Genomic DNA, 14,096 nt, shown 5'->3' on the forward strand with positions numbered 1-14,096 from the left:
TCTACAGTTTTCTTACAAAAAACAATTCGATTTCTTTCTGCATCTCCAGGGAGAAGACATGTCCTTCAGGGAACACTCTGAAGGAAAGGTTTTCGGGCGACTGTTCATAGATTTTCTCGAGTCTTTCTTTAATAACGGAGATCCTTTCCTTTGGGAACAGATGATCCTCTTCTCCTGCTATAATCAAAAGATCTCTTGGAAATATCAATCTTGCTATATCCGGGAAGGATATGTATCTTGACAAAAATGGTATATGAACCATGAACGTATGAACCGCATATTTCCCCAACATATTCTCATCGAACTCTCCCATAAAACATACCACAGCACACGTCTTGATCTCTGTTTTCAAAGCCGAGACAAGGAAAGATCTGAATCCTCCAAGAGAAAAACCAACGCTTCCTATTCTATTTTTGTCAACATCTTCTCTTGCAAGCAAATAATTCACCCATGCGATATCCTCATTCAAAAGAACGGTTGGCCAGTTTGTTCCAAGGAGGTTTATATTCTTCCAGACAATCGGTTCTAACTGCGAAGAGATTCTGTTAAAAAGTTTTATGTATTCGTCGGTACCTTCTTCCATAGATAGTAACTCCTGATAAATATCGTTTCCCACAAATTTCTCAATTATTTCCATGCTTAACCGTCTACTTCCAAAGTAAAACGCATCTGGACAAAAGACGGCAAATCCATTCTTCACCAGATCCAGTACCCATCTTTTTCCCTGATATCCCTTCTTTCGATATTCAAACATGAATGAACCAAAAGGAGCGTCCATGTAGAGACGCTCCTTACCGTGAAAGTAATAACCTCCATGATCGTGAAAGGCTATTACAACAGGAAGAGGAGATCTTGCATCCTTAGGCCTCAACAGAACACTCTCAGATCTTACAGAGTTCAACTCAGCTACTATGTGTTCTTCATAATAAAATTCTTTTTCGATAGAAAATTTCTCCTTTTCCACAAAATGAAGTTTCAGATCGACGGGAAGAAGAGAGAGAAGGACTTTCCTAACATAGCCGTCATCTTGTATCCTGTTTTTCTGGACTGTGTTGTGCTGTCCCACAAACTCAAGAAATTTCTTCCTCATGCTTTGAATTCCCCTTTTAGAATCCTTTTCATAAAGCGAAGTTCCTCCATTCTCTGGAAAGATTCTCCACCTTCATGTTCGTTGAATGGATACACTTTGATTTCTTTTGGACCAGCGTAATGGTTGTAAGCAGCAAAAACTGTAGAAGGTGGACAGGTTTTGTCCATGAGAGCAACAGAGAAAAGTGCTGGTATTTTTGCCCTCGCAGCAAAGTTCACTCCATCAAAGTACGAAAGCGTTCTGAACACAATTTCCTCTTTGTCTCTGTGGACTTTCAAATAATTCACTATCTCACTGTAAGGAGCGTTATCTGTTATCTGAACCGCTCTTCTGAAATGACACAGAAACGGAACATTCGATACAAGAGCCTTTGGAATTTCGGAAAGCGCCGCCACCGCCAATGCAATTCCCCCACCCTGGCTTGTTCCCACGACGGCTATCCTTTCGGGATCTATTCCCGGGAAACTCGAAGCGGTTTCCACTGCTCTTACAGCATCGGTAAAAACTCTTCTGTAATAGTAAGTCCTGGGATCCAGTATTCCCCGCGTCATGAATCCGGGGAATTGAGGATTTATGGGTTCATCACAGTAGTCAGGAGTATCACCCTTTACTCTACTGGTTCCCTGGCCGCGAGTGTCCATCACGAAATGGGCATACCCCGCACTGCTCCAGAAGAGCCAATCGAAGGGAAAACCTCTTCCTCCCCTGTAACCTATGAATTCAACGATGCAGGGAAGCCTTTCTTCCTTCTTAACAACCGGTAGAATCAACCACGCCTTTATTCTTTGACCCCTGTAACCGGAGAAGGTGACATCGTATACTTCCACGTTCTCCAGCAGATAATCTACTCTTTCAAAAATAGGATCCAGTGGGAATTTTCTTGACTCCTCAAGAGTCTCTTTCCAGAACAGATCAAAATCTTCCTCCTCGTATCTATCGGGAAGGTATGATCTTAACTTTTCCAGAGGCATATCAAATAGCGCCATATCAATTCTTTCCTCCTCTTGAATAATGCTTTTTCATTTCCTCGTTAAAAGGCAGGTTGAGGATATCGTCGATGACGGCAACGACCTGTTCGTAGGATTTTGTTCTGGGATCTCTGATGAGAATCTCCTCAAAAACCCTCCTGTCACCACTGATGAACGCCTCAAGTGCCCATTCCATCCTCAAAATCCTCGGAAGAAGATAGAACTTCTTGACCCTCTCCGTAAGATCAGGCTCTATCTTCTCCGGATGTATCCCTTCCTTGTCCACTATCACCGGCACCTCCACAACCACATCGTCCGGTATCCCCTTTATCGTCCCTCTGTTCTCCACGTTCAAAACCAGCCTTGCTTTCTTCCCGTTCACAAGGGCGTTGATGAAAGGTATGTGCTGCTCTACACTTTCACTTCCTGTTGTGAACACCTCAGGCCATACCTTCGTGAGCTCTATCGTCGGATCTTTCTCCACTTCTTTCGCAAGTTCCATCAGCCTCTTTCTCTGCTTCCTCAAACTCTCGTAGAACTTCGGCCTTTCCACTTCGTTGTCTATTCCTCCATACTTTCCGAACCACTTCTTCTTCGTCTCAAGATCGTAGTGGTACTTCCACGTCCCACTCCTCACCGTGTCTCCTATCGGATACATCCCGTAAAACCTGTACATGTCTATCGCAGCAGGTGAAAAGTCCACGTCCCATGGACTCTTCGGCTCCCAGTTCGACGCGTTCTTCTCTATCCACTCATCCAGCCTGGGATAGAGGTCCTCTCCTTTCCACCTGAACCTGTTCAGCCATATCGCATGGTTTACCCCTGCTACCTGCCAGTCGAGTTCTTCCGGTTCTACCCCAAGCACCTTCGCAAGGTGAAACACGTGTGCGTATCCATGGCAGAACCCCACTATCTTCGCCTTCGTCAGCCTCTTCACAAGTTGGGTGATCTCAAAGACGGGATTTGCCGTCTGCAGTATCCATGCATCCGGTGAGATTTTCTCCACAGCTTTTGCTATATCAAGGCTCATCTTCAGATGGTTGTAGTTGCTCAAAGTGTAGTAGTCCGATACCATGTTCAGCTCCTGGCTGTCTATTCCCCTGTAGTAACCGTGTCTTTCCCCTACTTCCCTCATGATCTCGTAGTGCACGTACCCGTCTTCATGTCCAGGTGCCCTGTAGAGTGCTGTGTTGATGACAAACTCTGCCCCTTCAAGTGCCTTCTCAAGGCTTGTCGTCTCTTCCACCTCATATTCTGCCTTCAACTCCTTCAGGTACTTCTTCACGAGTGTGAAGGTTGCCTTCAGCCTTTCTTCGTCGATGTCCATCAAAACCAGTCTTGACCCGTATAGCTCTTTTGTCTTTGCCAGATCACCTACCAGTTTTATCGTGTACCTCACACTCCCTGCACCTACAAATACGATGTTGGGCATGTAGATACCTCCTTATTCTCTTATATTTTTACTCCAACTAAATTCAATCTTTCAGCAAAGTGACACGCCACGAAGTGAGGATTTTGGTCAGAGCCGACGTTTCTGAGCTCTGGGTACACCTCCTTACAGATGGCTTTAGCGTAAGGACACCTGGGGTGGAAATAACAACCAGACGGTGGATTGGAAGGATCCGGCACCTCACCTGTGAGCTGAACTTTCTTTCTCTTCCTCTTTGGATCAGGTTTTGGAACAGCAGAAAGAAGTGCTTCCGTGTAGGGGTGCTTTGGAGAAGAAAAGAGATCTTCAGTCTCTGCAAGCTCCACGATCCTTCCCACGTACATCACGGCCACCCTGTTTGTGATGTGTTCCACCACACCAAGATCGTGTGAGATGAACAGATAGGTGAGATTGTACTCTTTCTGAAGGTCCTTGAGAAGATTTATGATCTGTGCCTGAACGGACACATCCAGAGCGGAAGTTGGCTCATCACACAGAACAAGCTTTGGCTTCAAAGCGATCGCACGTGCGATGGCGATTCTCTGTCTCTGCCCACCCGAGAAGGCGTGGGGATACCTTTGCATGTACTCTGGCCTCAGGCCGACAGCCCTCAAAAGATCTGATACGATCTGGTCTATCTCCTCCTTCGACTTCACCAGTTTGTTTACAACAAGGGGTTCTGCTATGATATCCCTCACGGTCATTCTTGGATTCAAAGAAGAATAAGGATCCTGGAAGATCATCTGAACGAACCTTCTCACACCCTTTTCCCTGAGTTCTCTCTCAGAAAGCTTTGTGATATCGACCTTCTCTCCGTTCATACTCAAAATAATCTTTCCCTCTGTTGGCTCGATCCCTCTCATGATGAGTTTTGCCGTTGTGGTCTTACCACAACCGCTCTCTCCAACAAGCCCGAGGGTTTCCCCCTCTTCTATGTGGAAAGAAATACCATCCACCGCCTTCAAATATCCAACAACCTTCCTTCTAAAGCCACGCTTTACAATGGGAAAGTACTTCTTCAAGTTCTCCACTTCAAGAAGCGCCATCTTCTGTCCCTCCATAGAGAAAACAACTGACTTTGTGTCCTGGTCCTACCTCAACCTCAACTGGCTCTTTCTCATCACAAAGACCCTTCATCCTGTAGGGGCACCTTGGATGGAACCTGCAACCTTTTGGCATGTTCCTTGGATCTGGTACATCCCCTTCTATCACCTCGAGCCTTTCCACCCTCTTTCCCACAACAGGAATGGACCTCAAAAGAAGCGACGTGTATGGATGCTTTGGATTGTAAAAGAGCTCCTCAACGGGTGCACTCTCCACCACCCTTCCAAGGTACATCACCACAACATGATCAGACATCTCCGCAACGACTCCCATGTTGTGTGTGATCATCATGATCGACATGTTGTAATCTTTTTGAAGCTCCCTCAAAAGATCAAGAACCTGAGCCTGTATCGTCACATCGAGGGCTGTAGTCGGCTCGTCTGCGATCAAAAGGCGCGGATTACACGAAAGGGCCATCGCAATCATCGCACGCTGCCTCATACCACCCGAGTACTCGAACGGATAGGCGTCTATCATCTTCTCCGGCTTTGGAATACCAACTCTTCTTAAGAGTTCTATCGCACGCTCTCTTGCCTCTTCCTTTGATATCTTGAAGTGATAGACCATACCTTCTATAATCTGGTCTCCCACCGTGTAGACAGGAGAGAAGGCAGCCATCGGCTCCTGAAAGATCATCGCTATGTGTCTTCCCCTGACCTTTCTGATCTCCTCCTTCGAGAACTTTGCAAGATCCACCACCTTCCCGTCCATGTTGTAGAGGATCTCTCCGGAGACTATCCTTCCTGTTGTGCCAAGAAGCTTTATGATCGACCTTGCCGTCACACTCTTTCCACAGCCACTCTCACCGACAACACCCAGTGTCTTTCCTTCCTCTATCTCAAAACTCACCCCATCGACCGCCTTCACAACGCCTTCGTCTGTAAAAAAGTAGGTCTTCAGGTTCTTCACCTCAAGAAGTGCCATCCTCTTCCCTCCTACATGTTCGCATACGGATCTGCTGCATCCCTGAGCCCGTCCCCAACGAAGTTGAAGCACAGAACGGTTGTGATCACAAACACAACGGGTATCAAAAGCCATGGATACAGGGCAACAACCGTCAGATTCTGTGCCTCCTGAAGCAGCACTCCCCAGCTGATCACAGGCGGCCTCAGACCAAGTCCAAGAAAACTGAGACTCGTCTCACCAAGTATCATCCCGGGAATGGAAAGTGTGATGCTCGCTATCAGATGGCTCATAAAGGAAGGAAGCATGTGACGAAAGATGATCCTTGCTTCTGAAGCCCCCATGAACCTTGCTGCCATCACGAAGTCTTCTTCCCTCAAAGACAAAAATCTGCTCCTTACAACCCTTGCAAGACCTGTCCAGCCTGTAAGGGACAGAATGATCGTGATCGCAAAGTAGACCTTAAGAGGTGACCAGTTCTCAGGAAGAGCCGCACTGAGTGCCATCCAGAGGGGAATTGTGGGAATGCTCCTTATGATCTCTATCGTTCTCTGGATGAAGTTGTCCACTGTACCTCCAAAGTATCCTGAGATGCCCCCTATGGTGATACCAAGAACAAAGCTCAAAAAGACCCCTATAAGACCGATCGATGTCGAGATGCGGGCACCGTAGATGATCCTTGAGAGCATATCCCTTCCCAGTCTGTCTGTTCCAAGAAGGAACATGTAGCCTTCTTCCACTCCGATGAAGTGTACGTTCGTCTTCCATATGCCCCAAAGTTTGTACTCGTCTCCCCGAACAAAAAACTTTATCCTGAAGATCTTGCTCTTATCTTCCCTGTAGATCCTCCTCAGGGTCTCAAGGTCCACCGTGGAGGTGTAGCCGTACACAAAAGGCCCTATGAACTTTCCCTCGTGGAAAAAGTGTATCCTCTGCGGCGGTGCGTAGGGAAACCTGTAGTTGTACTTGTTCGGATCGTACGGAGCAAAAAACTCGCAGAATATCGCAAGAACGTAGATTATTAAAAGCACCACTCCTCCTATCACCGCAAGTTTGTGTCTTTTGAACCTCCACCAGATGAGCTGCCATTGTGATGCGTAATAGAACTTTTCTTCCATCCTCTCTTTCTTCTTCATGCTTCCCCTCCTACTCGAACCTGATCCTCGGATCCACCCACGCAAGAAGTATGTCTGAGATCAGTGTCCCTATCACCGTGAAAAAGCTCAAAAACATCACCAAACTCCCCGCAAGGTACATGTCCTGACTCTGAAGCGCCCCCAGAAGAAGTGGCCCAACGGTCGGAAGGTTCAGAACTATCGCCGTGATCGTCTCACCGGAAAAGATCCCCGGCAGTGACCATCCCACCGTGCTGATGAACGGTATCATCGCTATCCTCAAAGGATACTTCCAGAACACTTTGTTCTCTGGAAGCCCCTTGGAGAGTGCTGCCTCCACATAGGGCTTGTGAAGCTCATCGAGAAGGTTCGCCCTCAGCGTCCTGATGAGCCCTGCCATGCCCGCCGTTCCCACAACGATCATCGGAAGCCACAGGTGCTTCAGCATGTCCACAAACTTTGCAAAACTCCACGGTGCATCAAGGTACTGCGGTGAAAACAGCCCTCCAAGGTTCACCCCTGTCGTGCTGTAAACAAGCCACAGAAGTACCAGTGCCAGCAAAAAGTTCGGTGTGGCAAGCCCAATGTAGCCCAAAAATGTCGCAAGATAGTCCCCTATCGAATACTGATGTGTCGCAGAGTACATGCCTATCAAAAAGCCACTCACCCAGCTGAAGATCACAGCAACCGTCGACACAAGAACCGAAAGCCCAAGTCTTCCCCACAAAAGTTCCGATACCGGCCTGTTCCACGAAAACGAGTAGCCAAAGTCCCCGTGCAGTATCCCCCACAGCCACTTGAAATACTGTACGTATATCGGTAAATCCAGTCCATATTGCTTCCTCAATGCCTCTATCGTCGCTTGATCCACTGTCTCTCCCGTCGCTGCCAGTGACGCTATGTACGATGTCAGATAGTCCCCAGGTGGAAGCTGTATGATCACAAACGATATCACCGATATCACAAACAATGTCACCAGCATCTGTACCAACCGACGTAGAATGTAGCCCAGCAAGATCCATCACTCCCGAATCGAACGAATTTGTAAAGGAAGGGGGCGGAGACCCCCCGCATCATTTCTTGAAGAAAAACTGTTCCGGTCTCAAATTCTTGGGACTCCTGAGAGGATCGTCCCAAAGGAAGTCTTCGGGAACGTTTTCAAAATTGTTCTTGACAACCACTGGCTGTGGTAAGGCTCCAACGGTGCCTATCGCCCACAGATTTTTCTTGTGTATTTCCAGAAGTTGCCTCATGTACTCATCTCTTTTCTGATCGTCAGGTTCCTTCCTTGCCAGGTCATACAGTTCATAAATCTTCCACATATCAGTTCCTTCCTCAGGAGCCTTTCCACCCTGTCTGCCCTGGTTGTACCAAATGTAACTGAGAGGAGCCCAGGTTCTGTATCCCAGAAGAAGTGAAGGATCACCAAAAACGTCGGAATTTCTGTCGAACCACCATGCGGCTATTTGTATCTGGCCCGTTTGATTCCTTGTATCCCAGAGGCTCCTCTCTTCTGATTTAAGAAGCACTTTCACACCTATTTTCTCCACATAATTCTTTATCATCTGAAGAGCATCGTCCCACGCTGTGAATACACCGGTTGGATACTCGATGGTTATTTCAAGCCTCTTTCCATCAGGTCTGAGACGATAACCTTCCGAATCGCGTTTGGTGAGTCCCATTTCATCGAGAAGTTTATTGGCTCTTTCGGGGTCGTACTCGGCATACGCCTTTTCCCATTCAGGATCGTAGTATTTCACTCCTTTGATCAGAGACGCCTGGCGCGGTTCTCCTAGTCCGTGGTACACAAGCTGCCATATCTCTTCCCTGTTGATCGCAAGAGAAATAGCCTGCCTGAATCTCACATCCCTGAGAATAGACGCAAGTATTTCATCTTCCTCGTAATTCTGGTTGAACCAGAGTGTAACATCACTTCCTATAGCCTGTCTTTCGAAAATGACTCTGTATCCTCCTTTTTCCTGATTAGCCAGCAGCAGCTGAAGATCCGCCACTGACAGATTCCTGCCCTGCATATCTATCTCTCCGGTTATCGCCTTGAAGACAAGCATTTGAGAGTTCTGAACGAGGTAATGAACTATCTCATCGATATAGGGAAGTTGATTGCCTTCTGGATCGATTTTGAAGTAGTACGGATTTCTTTCAAGAACCAGCATGGTGTCGGTGGTCCTTCTGGACAACTTCCATGGGAAAAGAACTGGAAGATCGGGGTTCCTCAACCAGGAATCACTGTTCAGACATCTTGCTTGCACAAACTGCCACCAGTTATCGAAACCGTTTTCTTTTGCTATCTGCTGGGCTTTTTCCTCTCCTACATATTTCGGATGAAATTGTTTGATGTAGTGAGAGGGAACGACGAAACTCGTTCCAGCCACCCAGGACTTGGTTATTCTCCAGGGCAGTACCATATTTGGTTCTTTAAAGATCATTCTGAAAGTATAGTCGTCCACTATCTCCAGTTTGAAAACTTCTCCCCCAGATCTCAAATCGGCAGATATAGATGGTGTTATTTCCTCGTTCAAAAGTATGTCTTCATACCAGAACCTGACATCCTCAGTTGTGACAGGAACTCCATCAGACCACTTCAAACCCTCTCTAATTTTGAAAGTAAAGGATCTTCCATCTGGCGACACTATCATACTTTCAAAGACATTCGGCACAAGTTCACTTCCATCATTACTTCTGAATATTGGATACTCAAAGCAGATCTTGTTTGGTCCCCATTTGTCAGAAAAACCGTACCAGGCTCTCCTCCATGTGCCACCGTACTGTCCGATCTCTTTTACGGGAGTCACAACAAGGGGGTTTTTCGGAAGTCTTTCTTCAACAGGTGGTAACAATCCCTTCTCAACCATCTCTTTCAGCATAGGAGCCTCGTTGAACTTTGTGATCTTCTTCCCCGTCAGACGTTCATAGTCGGAAAGGTTGTAATATTCCCCCGGCCTGATCTCTTTGAGGCCAAAACCCATCACAAGAATTTGAAAAACAAGAAGTGCAACGAGGACCAACACAAACCGTTTCATAAGAAAACCTCCCTTCAAATTGATGATTTCCGGGCGGGGAGTCCCCGCCCGGAGAGATCATTTAGAAGACATGAGATCTTCAAAAACCAGTTTGCCTGCTCCTGCACCATCCACTACTATCTTTGGAACATCATCGACGGGATCGAGTGTGTAGTCGTAGTATTCGTGAGGATCAAAAGCAGGCTTTCCTTCCTCAACAGGACGGGTTTCAGGTTCCTTGCAGTAGTAGAACTTGTTCTTCGCATCGCCCTCACCCAGTGTCAGATAACCTTCCACAGGCCCCATGATTCTGGTGGGAAGGAACGCAATGCCGGCTTCTGCCATGACAGCACCGTATCCCATGAAGTAGTTTCCCTCAACGTGAACTTTTGCTCCCATCGCTGAAGCCACGCCATAAATGGGAAAGACATTTCCAGAGACACCTGTTCTCAGGCCCATGCTGTAGAAGTTATTGAACACGTGTGCCATTCCAAATCTAATTCTGGGCATTCTCTGAATACAGTTCTTGAAGTAGTTATGGTGGTACGTGACCTTGTAAGCCTGACCTGCCTGTTCCGGATCTTCTTTGTCGGAGGAACCAACGAGGGAGACTTTGTCGTGATCCACAAATTTACACCAAGAAACAGTGATGTAGTTTGAGTATTTTTTAATATCCACTGCACCATCGTTGCCGTTGACGAAGGTACAGTGGTCGATCCAGATATGATGAGAATTTTCTGCGTTGATATAGTCGAAATCATACTTCTTACCTTGAGGATCGTCCTCCATGTAAAAACCCTCAAAATGAATATTTCTTATGATCACATTCTGGGCATCCTTTATTACAAGACCTCCACCGACTATCTTTGCATCGTTTATTCCCACGATCGTTTTGTCTGAAAGAACTTTAATTTCTCTCTTTGGTTCAAAAACGATCGTTCCATCAACGACTATTACGTACTTTCCTTCTGCTGTTGTGTATTTCTCCAGTTCTTCCGCTGTTCTGACGAAAACGATCTCACCACCCAATCCACCAACTGTGCCCTCCGGTAAATCCGCCGTCGGTACGGATGCAAATCCCACAGGTTTGTCATTGAGAGAAGCTTTTACAGCACCAGTTAGAACAGCTGTGAAAACAAGAAGCAGTACTAAAGAAACCACACGAGAAAACCTCATGAGCATCCCTCCCTACTGAGATATCTGATGTTTCAAATTTTCACGTCAGTGATGTTACCACATCTTTTCGATTCAAGTCAATATTTGGTTTCATAAGAACACACACAATAATTGGATATAATTGTTTCTAATCACTCGTAATCGATCGTTCTTCAAGTTAATCAAACTTGACACGGATGAAAATTCGGTGATAAAATCCCTTTGAAGTATCAGACATCAAAATCGAAAATCTTATGTTAGGAGGGGAGAGTTATGCGGAAACTCGCAGTTGTTCTTTTGATCTCTTTGATACTTCTACCGGTGCTGGTCAGTGCTGTGAAACTCACCATATGGTGTGGAGGAGGTACTGAAAGAAAGGGTCTGGAAGCGGTGGTTGCTGAATACAAGAAATTGAATCCAGATGTCGAGATCGAACTTGTGGATGTTCCTTACAGTTCTTATGAGCAGAAGATAAGATTGGGAATACTGAGTGGTGATCTCCCAGATCTTGTAACAATTACGTACCCATATGCACCTGGATACATGCAGTACATGCTCGATCTGAGACCTTACATTCAGAAGTATCTTGGAATCACACCAGATGATTTCCTAAAATCTCTCTACGATGTTGTAAGAATTCGTATAACCACAAACGAAGGAGAAATCAAATATGTTCCTTTGCACTTCACGGCACAGTGTCTCTGGGTAAACAAGGATTATTTCGAAAAAGCAGGCGTCCCCTATCCACCTTTTGGAGGAAGAGAAGAACCCTGGACATGGGAAGAATTCATTTCGGCTTTGAAAAAAGTGAAAGAAGCAAATGGCATTCCTTACGCTCTCTCAATGCAGAGAACTGCTGAAAGATTGTTCGCATACATGGCAATCAGAGGAGTCAAAATAATTGATGAAAATCTCGATTTTACACTGGATAAGGATCCAAGAGCAAAACAGCTGCTTCAGGATTTTGCAAACATGTTTAAAGAAGGTCTCATGGTTCCCGCCGAATGGATCTCTGCTCAGGATCCAAACATGGCATTTGGAGGAGGATTGACAGCAGTTCTGTGGGCTGGAAGCTGGAGCACAGCCGATCTTCTTTCGATTGAAGGTAAAAACTTTGTGCCTGCTTATCTTCCAAAGGATATGTACTGGCTGAGTCTCGAAGGTGGAAGGTTCTTTGGTACCTTCAAAACGGGCGATAAAGCCAGAGAAGAAGCAGCCGCTAAATTCGCACTGTGGGCTGGTTGGAAAGGTCTCGGCTATGACATCTATTTGAAGACTACATTTCATATGTCTGCCTACAAGAATCACCATGTGGACTATGGAAATCCAATCATGGATCAGGTTCAGAAAGTCTGTGGCGATATGATAGCTAGTACACCGGAATGGGTTGTCACCATAAGGAATTCTGTTGCCTGGTCCAGATTGCAGTCTCCAATTGTCAGTCAGATGTCCGCTCTGGTGGCGGGTCAAACAACAGTGGACAATGTTATAAAGGCGCTTCGAAATGAATACGACAAAATAGTAGCCGAAGTTGGAAAGAAATAAGCCCGGAGGGGAACACCCCCCTCCTTTTTCACAAAACACAAAAGACTGAGGAGGTAGTTTGATGTTATATAAGCTGGTGAAAAGCAGATTCATATTCGTCATACCCGCGCTTGTTTTCCTTAGTCTTTTCGTTCTGATACCCATCGTCAGTGTTTTTGTTATGAGTTTTTACGATTGGGATTTACTATCTCCCCCTCAGTTTGCCGGCATCAAAAACTTTTTGATGATGTTCAAAGACAGAATGTTCTGGAACTCTATTCTTATATCACTCAAAATACTGATCATCACAGTGCCTTTCACATTCTTTATACCACTTTTTTTAGCACTTGCGCTTCACAGAGAGACAACATCCTCGAAGGTGTTAAGAGCGCTCTTTTACTGGCCTTACATGATGCCAGCTGTGGCGGGAACAACCATGTGGAAATGGTTACTTTCCTATGACACAGGATTGCTGAACTATTTGCTCAGAATTGTAGGATTGAAACCTGTACCCTGGCTCCTATCCCCTACACCTGCTACTATGTCCATAGTATTTGTCAGGACCTGGGGAATGACGGGATTACTTATGATGATGTTTATAACAGGTCTGCAAAACATTCCAAATGAATATTATGAAGCAGCCATGATAGATGGTGCGAATCGATGGCAGATATTCTGGAAAATTACGTTTCCTCTTTTGAAAAATACCAATCTTCTGGTCCTTGTCACGTCCATTGCGCATGTATTCAGAGATTTTGCGACTATATATGTTTTGACAGGTGGAGGTCCCGGTTATGCCACAACTGTCACACCTCTTTACATTTATCTCACTGCCTTCACCCAGTTCAGAATAGGTTATGCATACACCCTTTCTGTCGTTTTCTTACTTATATCCTTCGTAATAGCTATGATATCTCTAAGAATTAGAGAATCGAGGTGAGAAGAGATGAAAATATCTTCTATAATAAAATGGTTTTTTCTCATAACGCTCCTCATTCTTTACATGTTACCTGTGTACTATGCTATCATTTCATCTTTCAAAAGTTTGGGTGAGATCTATTCCTATCCCCCAACCATAATTCCTAAGGTATTCACCTTGAAGGCTTATAAAGAAGCCATCCAGGGACAGGACCTTTTGATCTATCTCAAAAATACTCTATTCGTCGCAGTCGTAGCAACTGTAATAACTGTCGTAGTTTGTGTAATGGGAGGATATGGCCTCGCCAAGGGTACCTTTCTCGGGAAAATAGCCCTCAACAGAGTTGTTGTAATGACACTGTTTGTCTCAGCACAGGTTATCATGGTTCCCCTCTTTGTCATGATTAAGAACCTGGGACTCATAAACAGTCTCTGGGGATTGATTATACCAGCAGTTTATACCCCCACTGGCATGTTCACCGCTATACAATACATGAAGGAAATTCCTGATGAAATACTGGAAAGTGCCAAAATCGACGGAGCAAATGAATGGCAAATTTTCTGGAGAATAGTCTTCCCGCTCTCGAAGCCACTGGTAGCTGCTCTTTCGATTTTCTCTTTCACCTGGAGATGGAACGATTTTGTTCTTCCACTCCTTGTTGTCAACAAAAGAAGTCTTTACACTCTCCAGCTTGCTCTCGCAACTATACAGGGAGAATACGGCGGAACTCCATGGAACGTGATTCTGGCCTTCTCAACTCTGACGATAATACCTACTTTGATCATTTTCCTCCTCTTCCAGAGATTCTTCATGAGAGGTATAATGGCAGGTGGATTGAAATACTGAACAAAAATCTGGAAGGGGAGGAG

The 14,096-nt window shown here is 45.6% G+C and carries 12 protein-coding genes; 3 read left to right on the plus strand and 9 right to left on the minus strand.

The features are described from left to right. Position 1: 1 nt before the first annotated feature. The 9 genes from TRQ2_RS02585 to pelA are packed head-to-tail and all read right to left on the minus strand — an operon-like array spanning position 2 to position 10,811. Positions 2 to 1,090: a dienelactone hydrolase family protein gene (locus TRQ2_RS02585; protein WP_012310583.1), complete on the minus strand. Its 1,089-nt coding sequence runs from the start codon at positions 1,088 to 1,090 to the stop codon at positions 2 to 4. Next, positions 1,087 to 2,076 (minus strand): acetylxylan esterase, encoded by a 990-nt coding sequence (locus TRQ2_RS02590; protein WP_012310584.1) that lies wholly within the window; start codon positions 2,074 to 2,076, stop codon positions 1,087 to 1,089. The genes TRQ2_RS02585 and TRQ2_RS02590 overlap by 4 nt, the downstream gene beginning before the upstream one ends. Before the next feature lies 1 nt (position 2,077). Continuing rightward, positions 2,078 to 3,490, minus strand: coding sequence for an alpha-glucosidase AglA (aglA, locus tag TRQ2_RS02595; RefSeq protein WP_012310585.1), 1,413 nt, complete (start codon positions 3,488 to 3,490; stop codon positions 2,078 to 2,080). Between the two features lie 20 nt (positions 3,491 to 3,510). Beyond that, positions 3,511 to 4,533, minus strand: a complete 1,023-nt coding sequence (locus TRQ2_RS02600) for an ABC transporter ATP-binding protein (protein ID WP_012310586.1) — start codon at positions 4,531 to 4,533, stop codon at positions 3,511 to 3,513. Further along, complete coding sequence (locus tag TRQ2_RS02605; protein ID WP_012310587.1) at positions 4,520 to 5,515, minus strand: ABC transporter ATP-binding protein; 996 nt, start codon at positions 5,513 to 5,515, stop codon at positions 4,520 to 4,522. Before TRQ2_RS02605 ends, TRQ2_RS02600 begins: the two co-directional genes overlap by 14 nt. An 11-nt stretch (positions 5,516 to 5,526) precedes the next feature. Next, positions 5,527 to 6,630, minus strand: a complete 1,104-nt coding sequence (locus tag TRQ2_RS02610) for an ABC transporter permease (protein WP_012310588.1) — start codon at positions 6,628 to 6,630, stop codon at positions 5,527 to 5,529. A gap of 10 nt (positions 6,631 to 6,640) precedes the next feature. Continuing rightward, a complete protein-coding gene (locus TRQ2_RS02615) occupies positions 6,641 to 7,624 on the minus strand; it encodes an ABC transporter permease (protein WP_011944095.1) in 984 nt (327 codons plus the stop codon). 58 nt (positions 7,625 to 7,682) lie between these two features. After that, positions 7,683 to 9,650 (minus strand): ABC transporter substrate-binding protein, encoded by a 1,968-nt coding sequence (locus TRQ2_RS02620; RefSeq protein ID WP_012310589.1) that lies wholly within the window; start codon positions 9,648 to 9,650, stop codon positions 7,683 to 7,685. A 57-nt stretch (positions 9,651 to 9,707) separates the two neighbouring features. Beyond that, complete coding sequence (pelA, locus tag TRQ2_RS02625) at positions 9,708 to 10,811, minus strand: pectate trisaccharide-lyase (RefSeq protein WP_148202898.1); 1,104 nt, start codon at positions 10,809 to 10,811, stop codon at positions 9,708 to 9,710. Positions 10,812 to 11,057: 246 nt separating this feature from the next. On the opposite strand from pelA, the gene TRQ2_RS02630 reads away from it, so the two are divergent. The 3 genes from TRQ2_RS02630 to TRQ2_RS02640 all read left to right on the plus strand — a co-directional run bounded on the left by TRQ2_RS02630 (position 11,058) and on the right by TRQ2_RS02640 (position 14,073). Then, complete coding sequence (locus tag TRQ2_RS02630; protein ID WP_012310591.1) at positions 11,058 to 12,329, plus strand: ABC transporter substrate-binding protein; 1,272 nt, start codon at positions 11,058 to 11,060, stop codon at positions 12,327 to 12,329. 61 nt (positions 12,330 to 12,390) lie between these two features. After that, positions 12,391 to 13,248 (plus strand): carbohydrate ABC transporter permease, encoded by an 858-nt coding sequence (locus TRQ2_RS02635; protein WP_012310592.1) that lies wholly within the window; start codon positions 12,391 to 12,393, stop codon positions 13,246 to 13,248. A 6-nt stretch (positions 13,249 to 13,254) separates the two neighbouring features. Then, positions 13,255 to 14,073: a carbohydrate ABC transporter permease gene (locus tag TRQ2_RS02640; RefSeq protein WP_012310593.1), complete on the plus strand. Its 819-nt coding sequence runs from the start codon at positions 13,255 to 13,257 to the stop codon at positions 14,071 to 14,073. Positions 14,074 to 14,096: the final 23 nt, after the last annotated feature.

Source organism: Thermotoga sp. RQ2, from assembly GCF_000019625.1.
Lineage (GTDB): Bacteria > Thermotogota > Thermotogae > Thermotogales > Thermotogaceae > Thermotoga > Thermotoga maritima.

Coding starts and splice junctions, on each gene's coding strand:
- TRQ2_RS02585 (WP_012310583.1), bottom strand. CDS start 1,090: ATGAGGAAGAAATTTCTTGAGTTTGTGGGACAGCACAACACAGTCCAG.
- TRQ2_RS02590 (WP_012310584.1), bottom strand. CDS start 2,076: ATGGCGCTATTTGATATGCCTCTGGAAAAGTTAAGATCATACCTTCCC.
- aglA (WP_012310585.1), bottom strand. CDS start 3,490: ATGCCCAACATCGTATTTGTAGGTGCAGGGAGTGTGAGGTACACGATA.
- TRQ2_RS02600 (WP_012310586.1), bottom strand. CDS start 4,533: ATGGCGCTTCTTGAAGTGGAGAACTTGAAGAAGTACTTTCCCATTGTA.
- TRQ2_RS02605 (WP_012310587.1), bottom strand. CDS start 5,515: ATGGCACTTCTTGAGGTGAAGAACCTGAAGACCTACTTTTTTACAGAC.
- TRQ2_RS02610 (WP_012310588.1), bottom strand. CDS start 6,630: ATGAAGAAGAAAGAGAGGATGGAAGAAAAGTTCTATTACGCATCACAA.
- TRQ2_RS02620 (WP_012310589.1), bottom strand. CDS start 9,650: ATGAAACGGTTTGTGTTGGTCCTCGTTGCACTTCTTGTTTTTCAAATT.
- pelA (WP_148202898.1), bottom strand. CDS start 10,811: ATGCTCATGAGGTTTTCTCGTGTGGTTTCTTTAGTACTGCTTCTTGTT.
- TRQ2_RS02630 (WP_012310591.1), top strand. CDS start 11,058: ATGCGGAAACTCGCAGTTGTTCTTTTGATCTCTTTGATACTTCTACCG.
- TRQ2_RS02635 (WP_012310592.1), top strand. CDS start 12,391: ATGTTATATAAGCTGGTGAAAAGCAGATTCATATTCGTCATACCCGCG.
- TRQ2_RS02640 (WP_012310593.1), top strand. CDS start 13,255: ATGAAAATATCTTCTATAATAAAATGGTTTTTTCTCATAACGCTCCTC.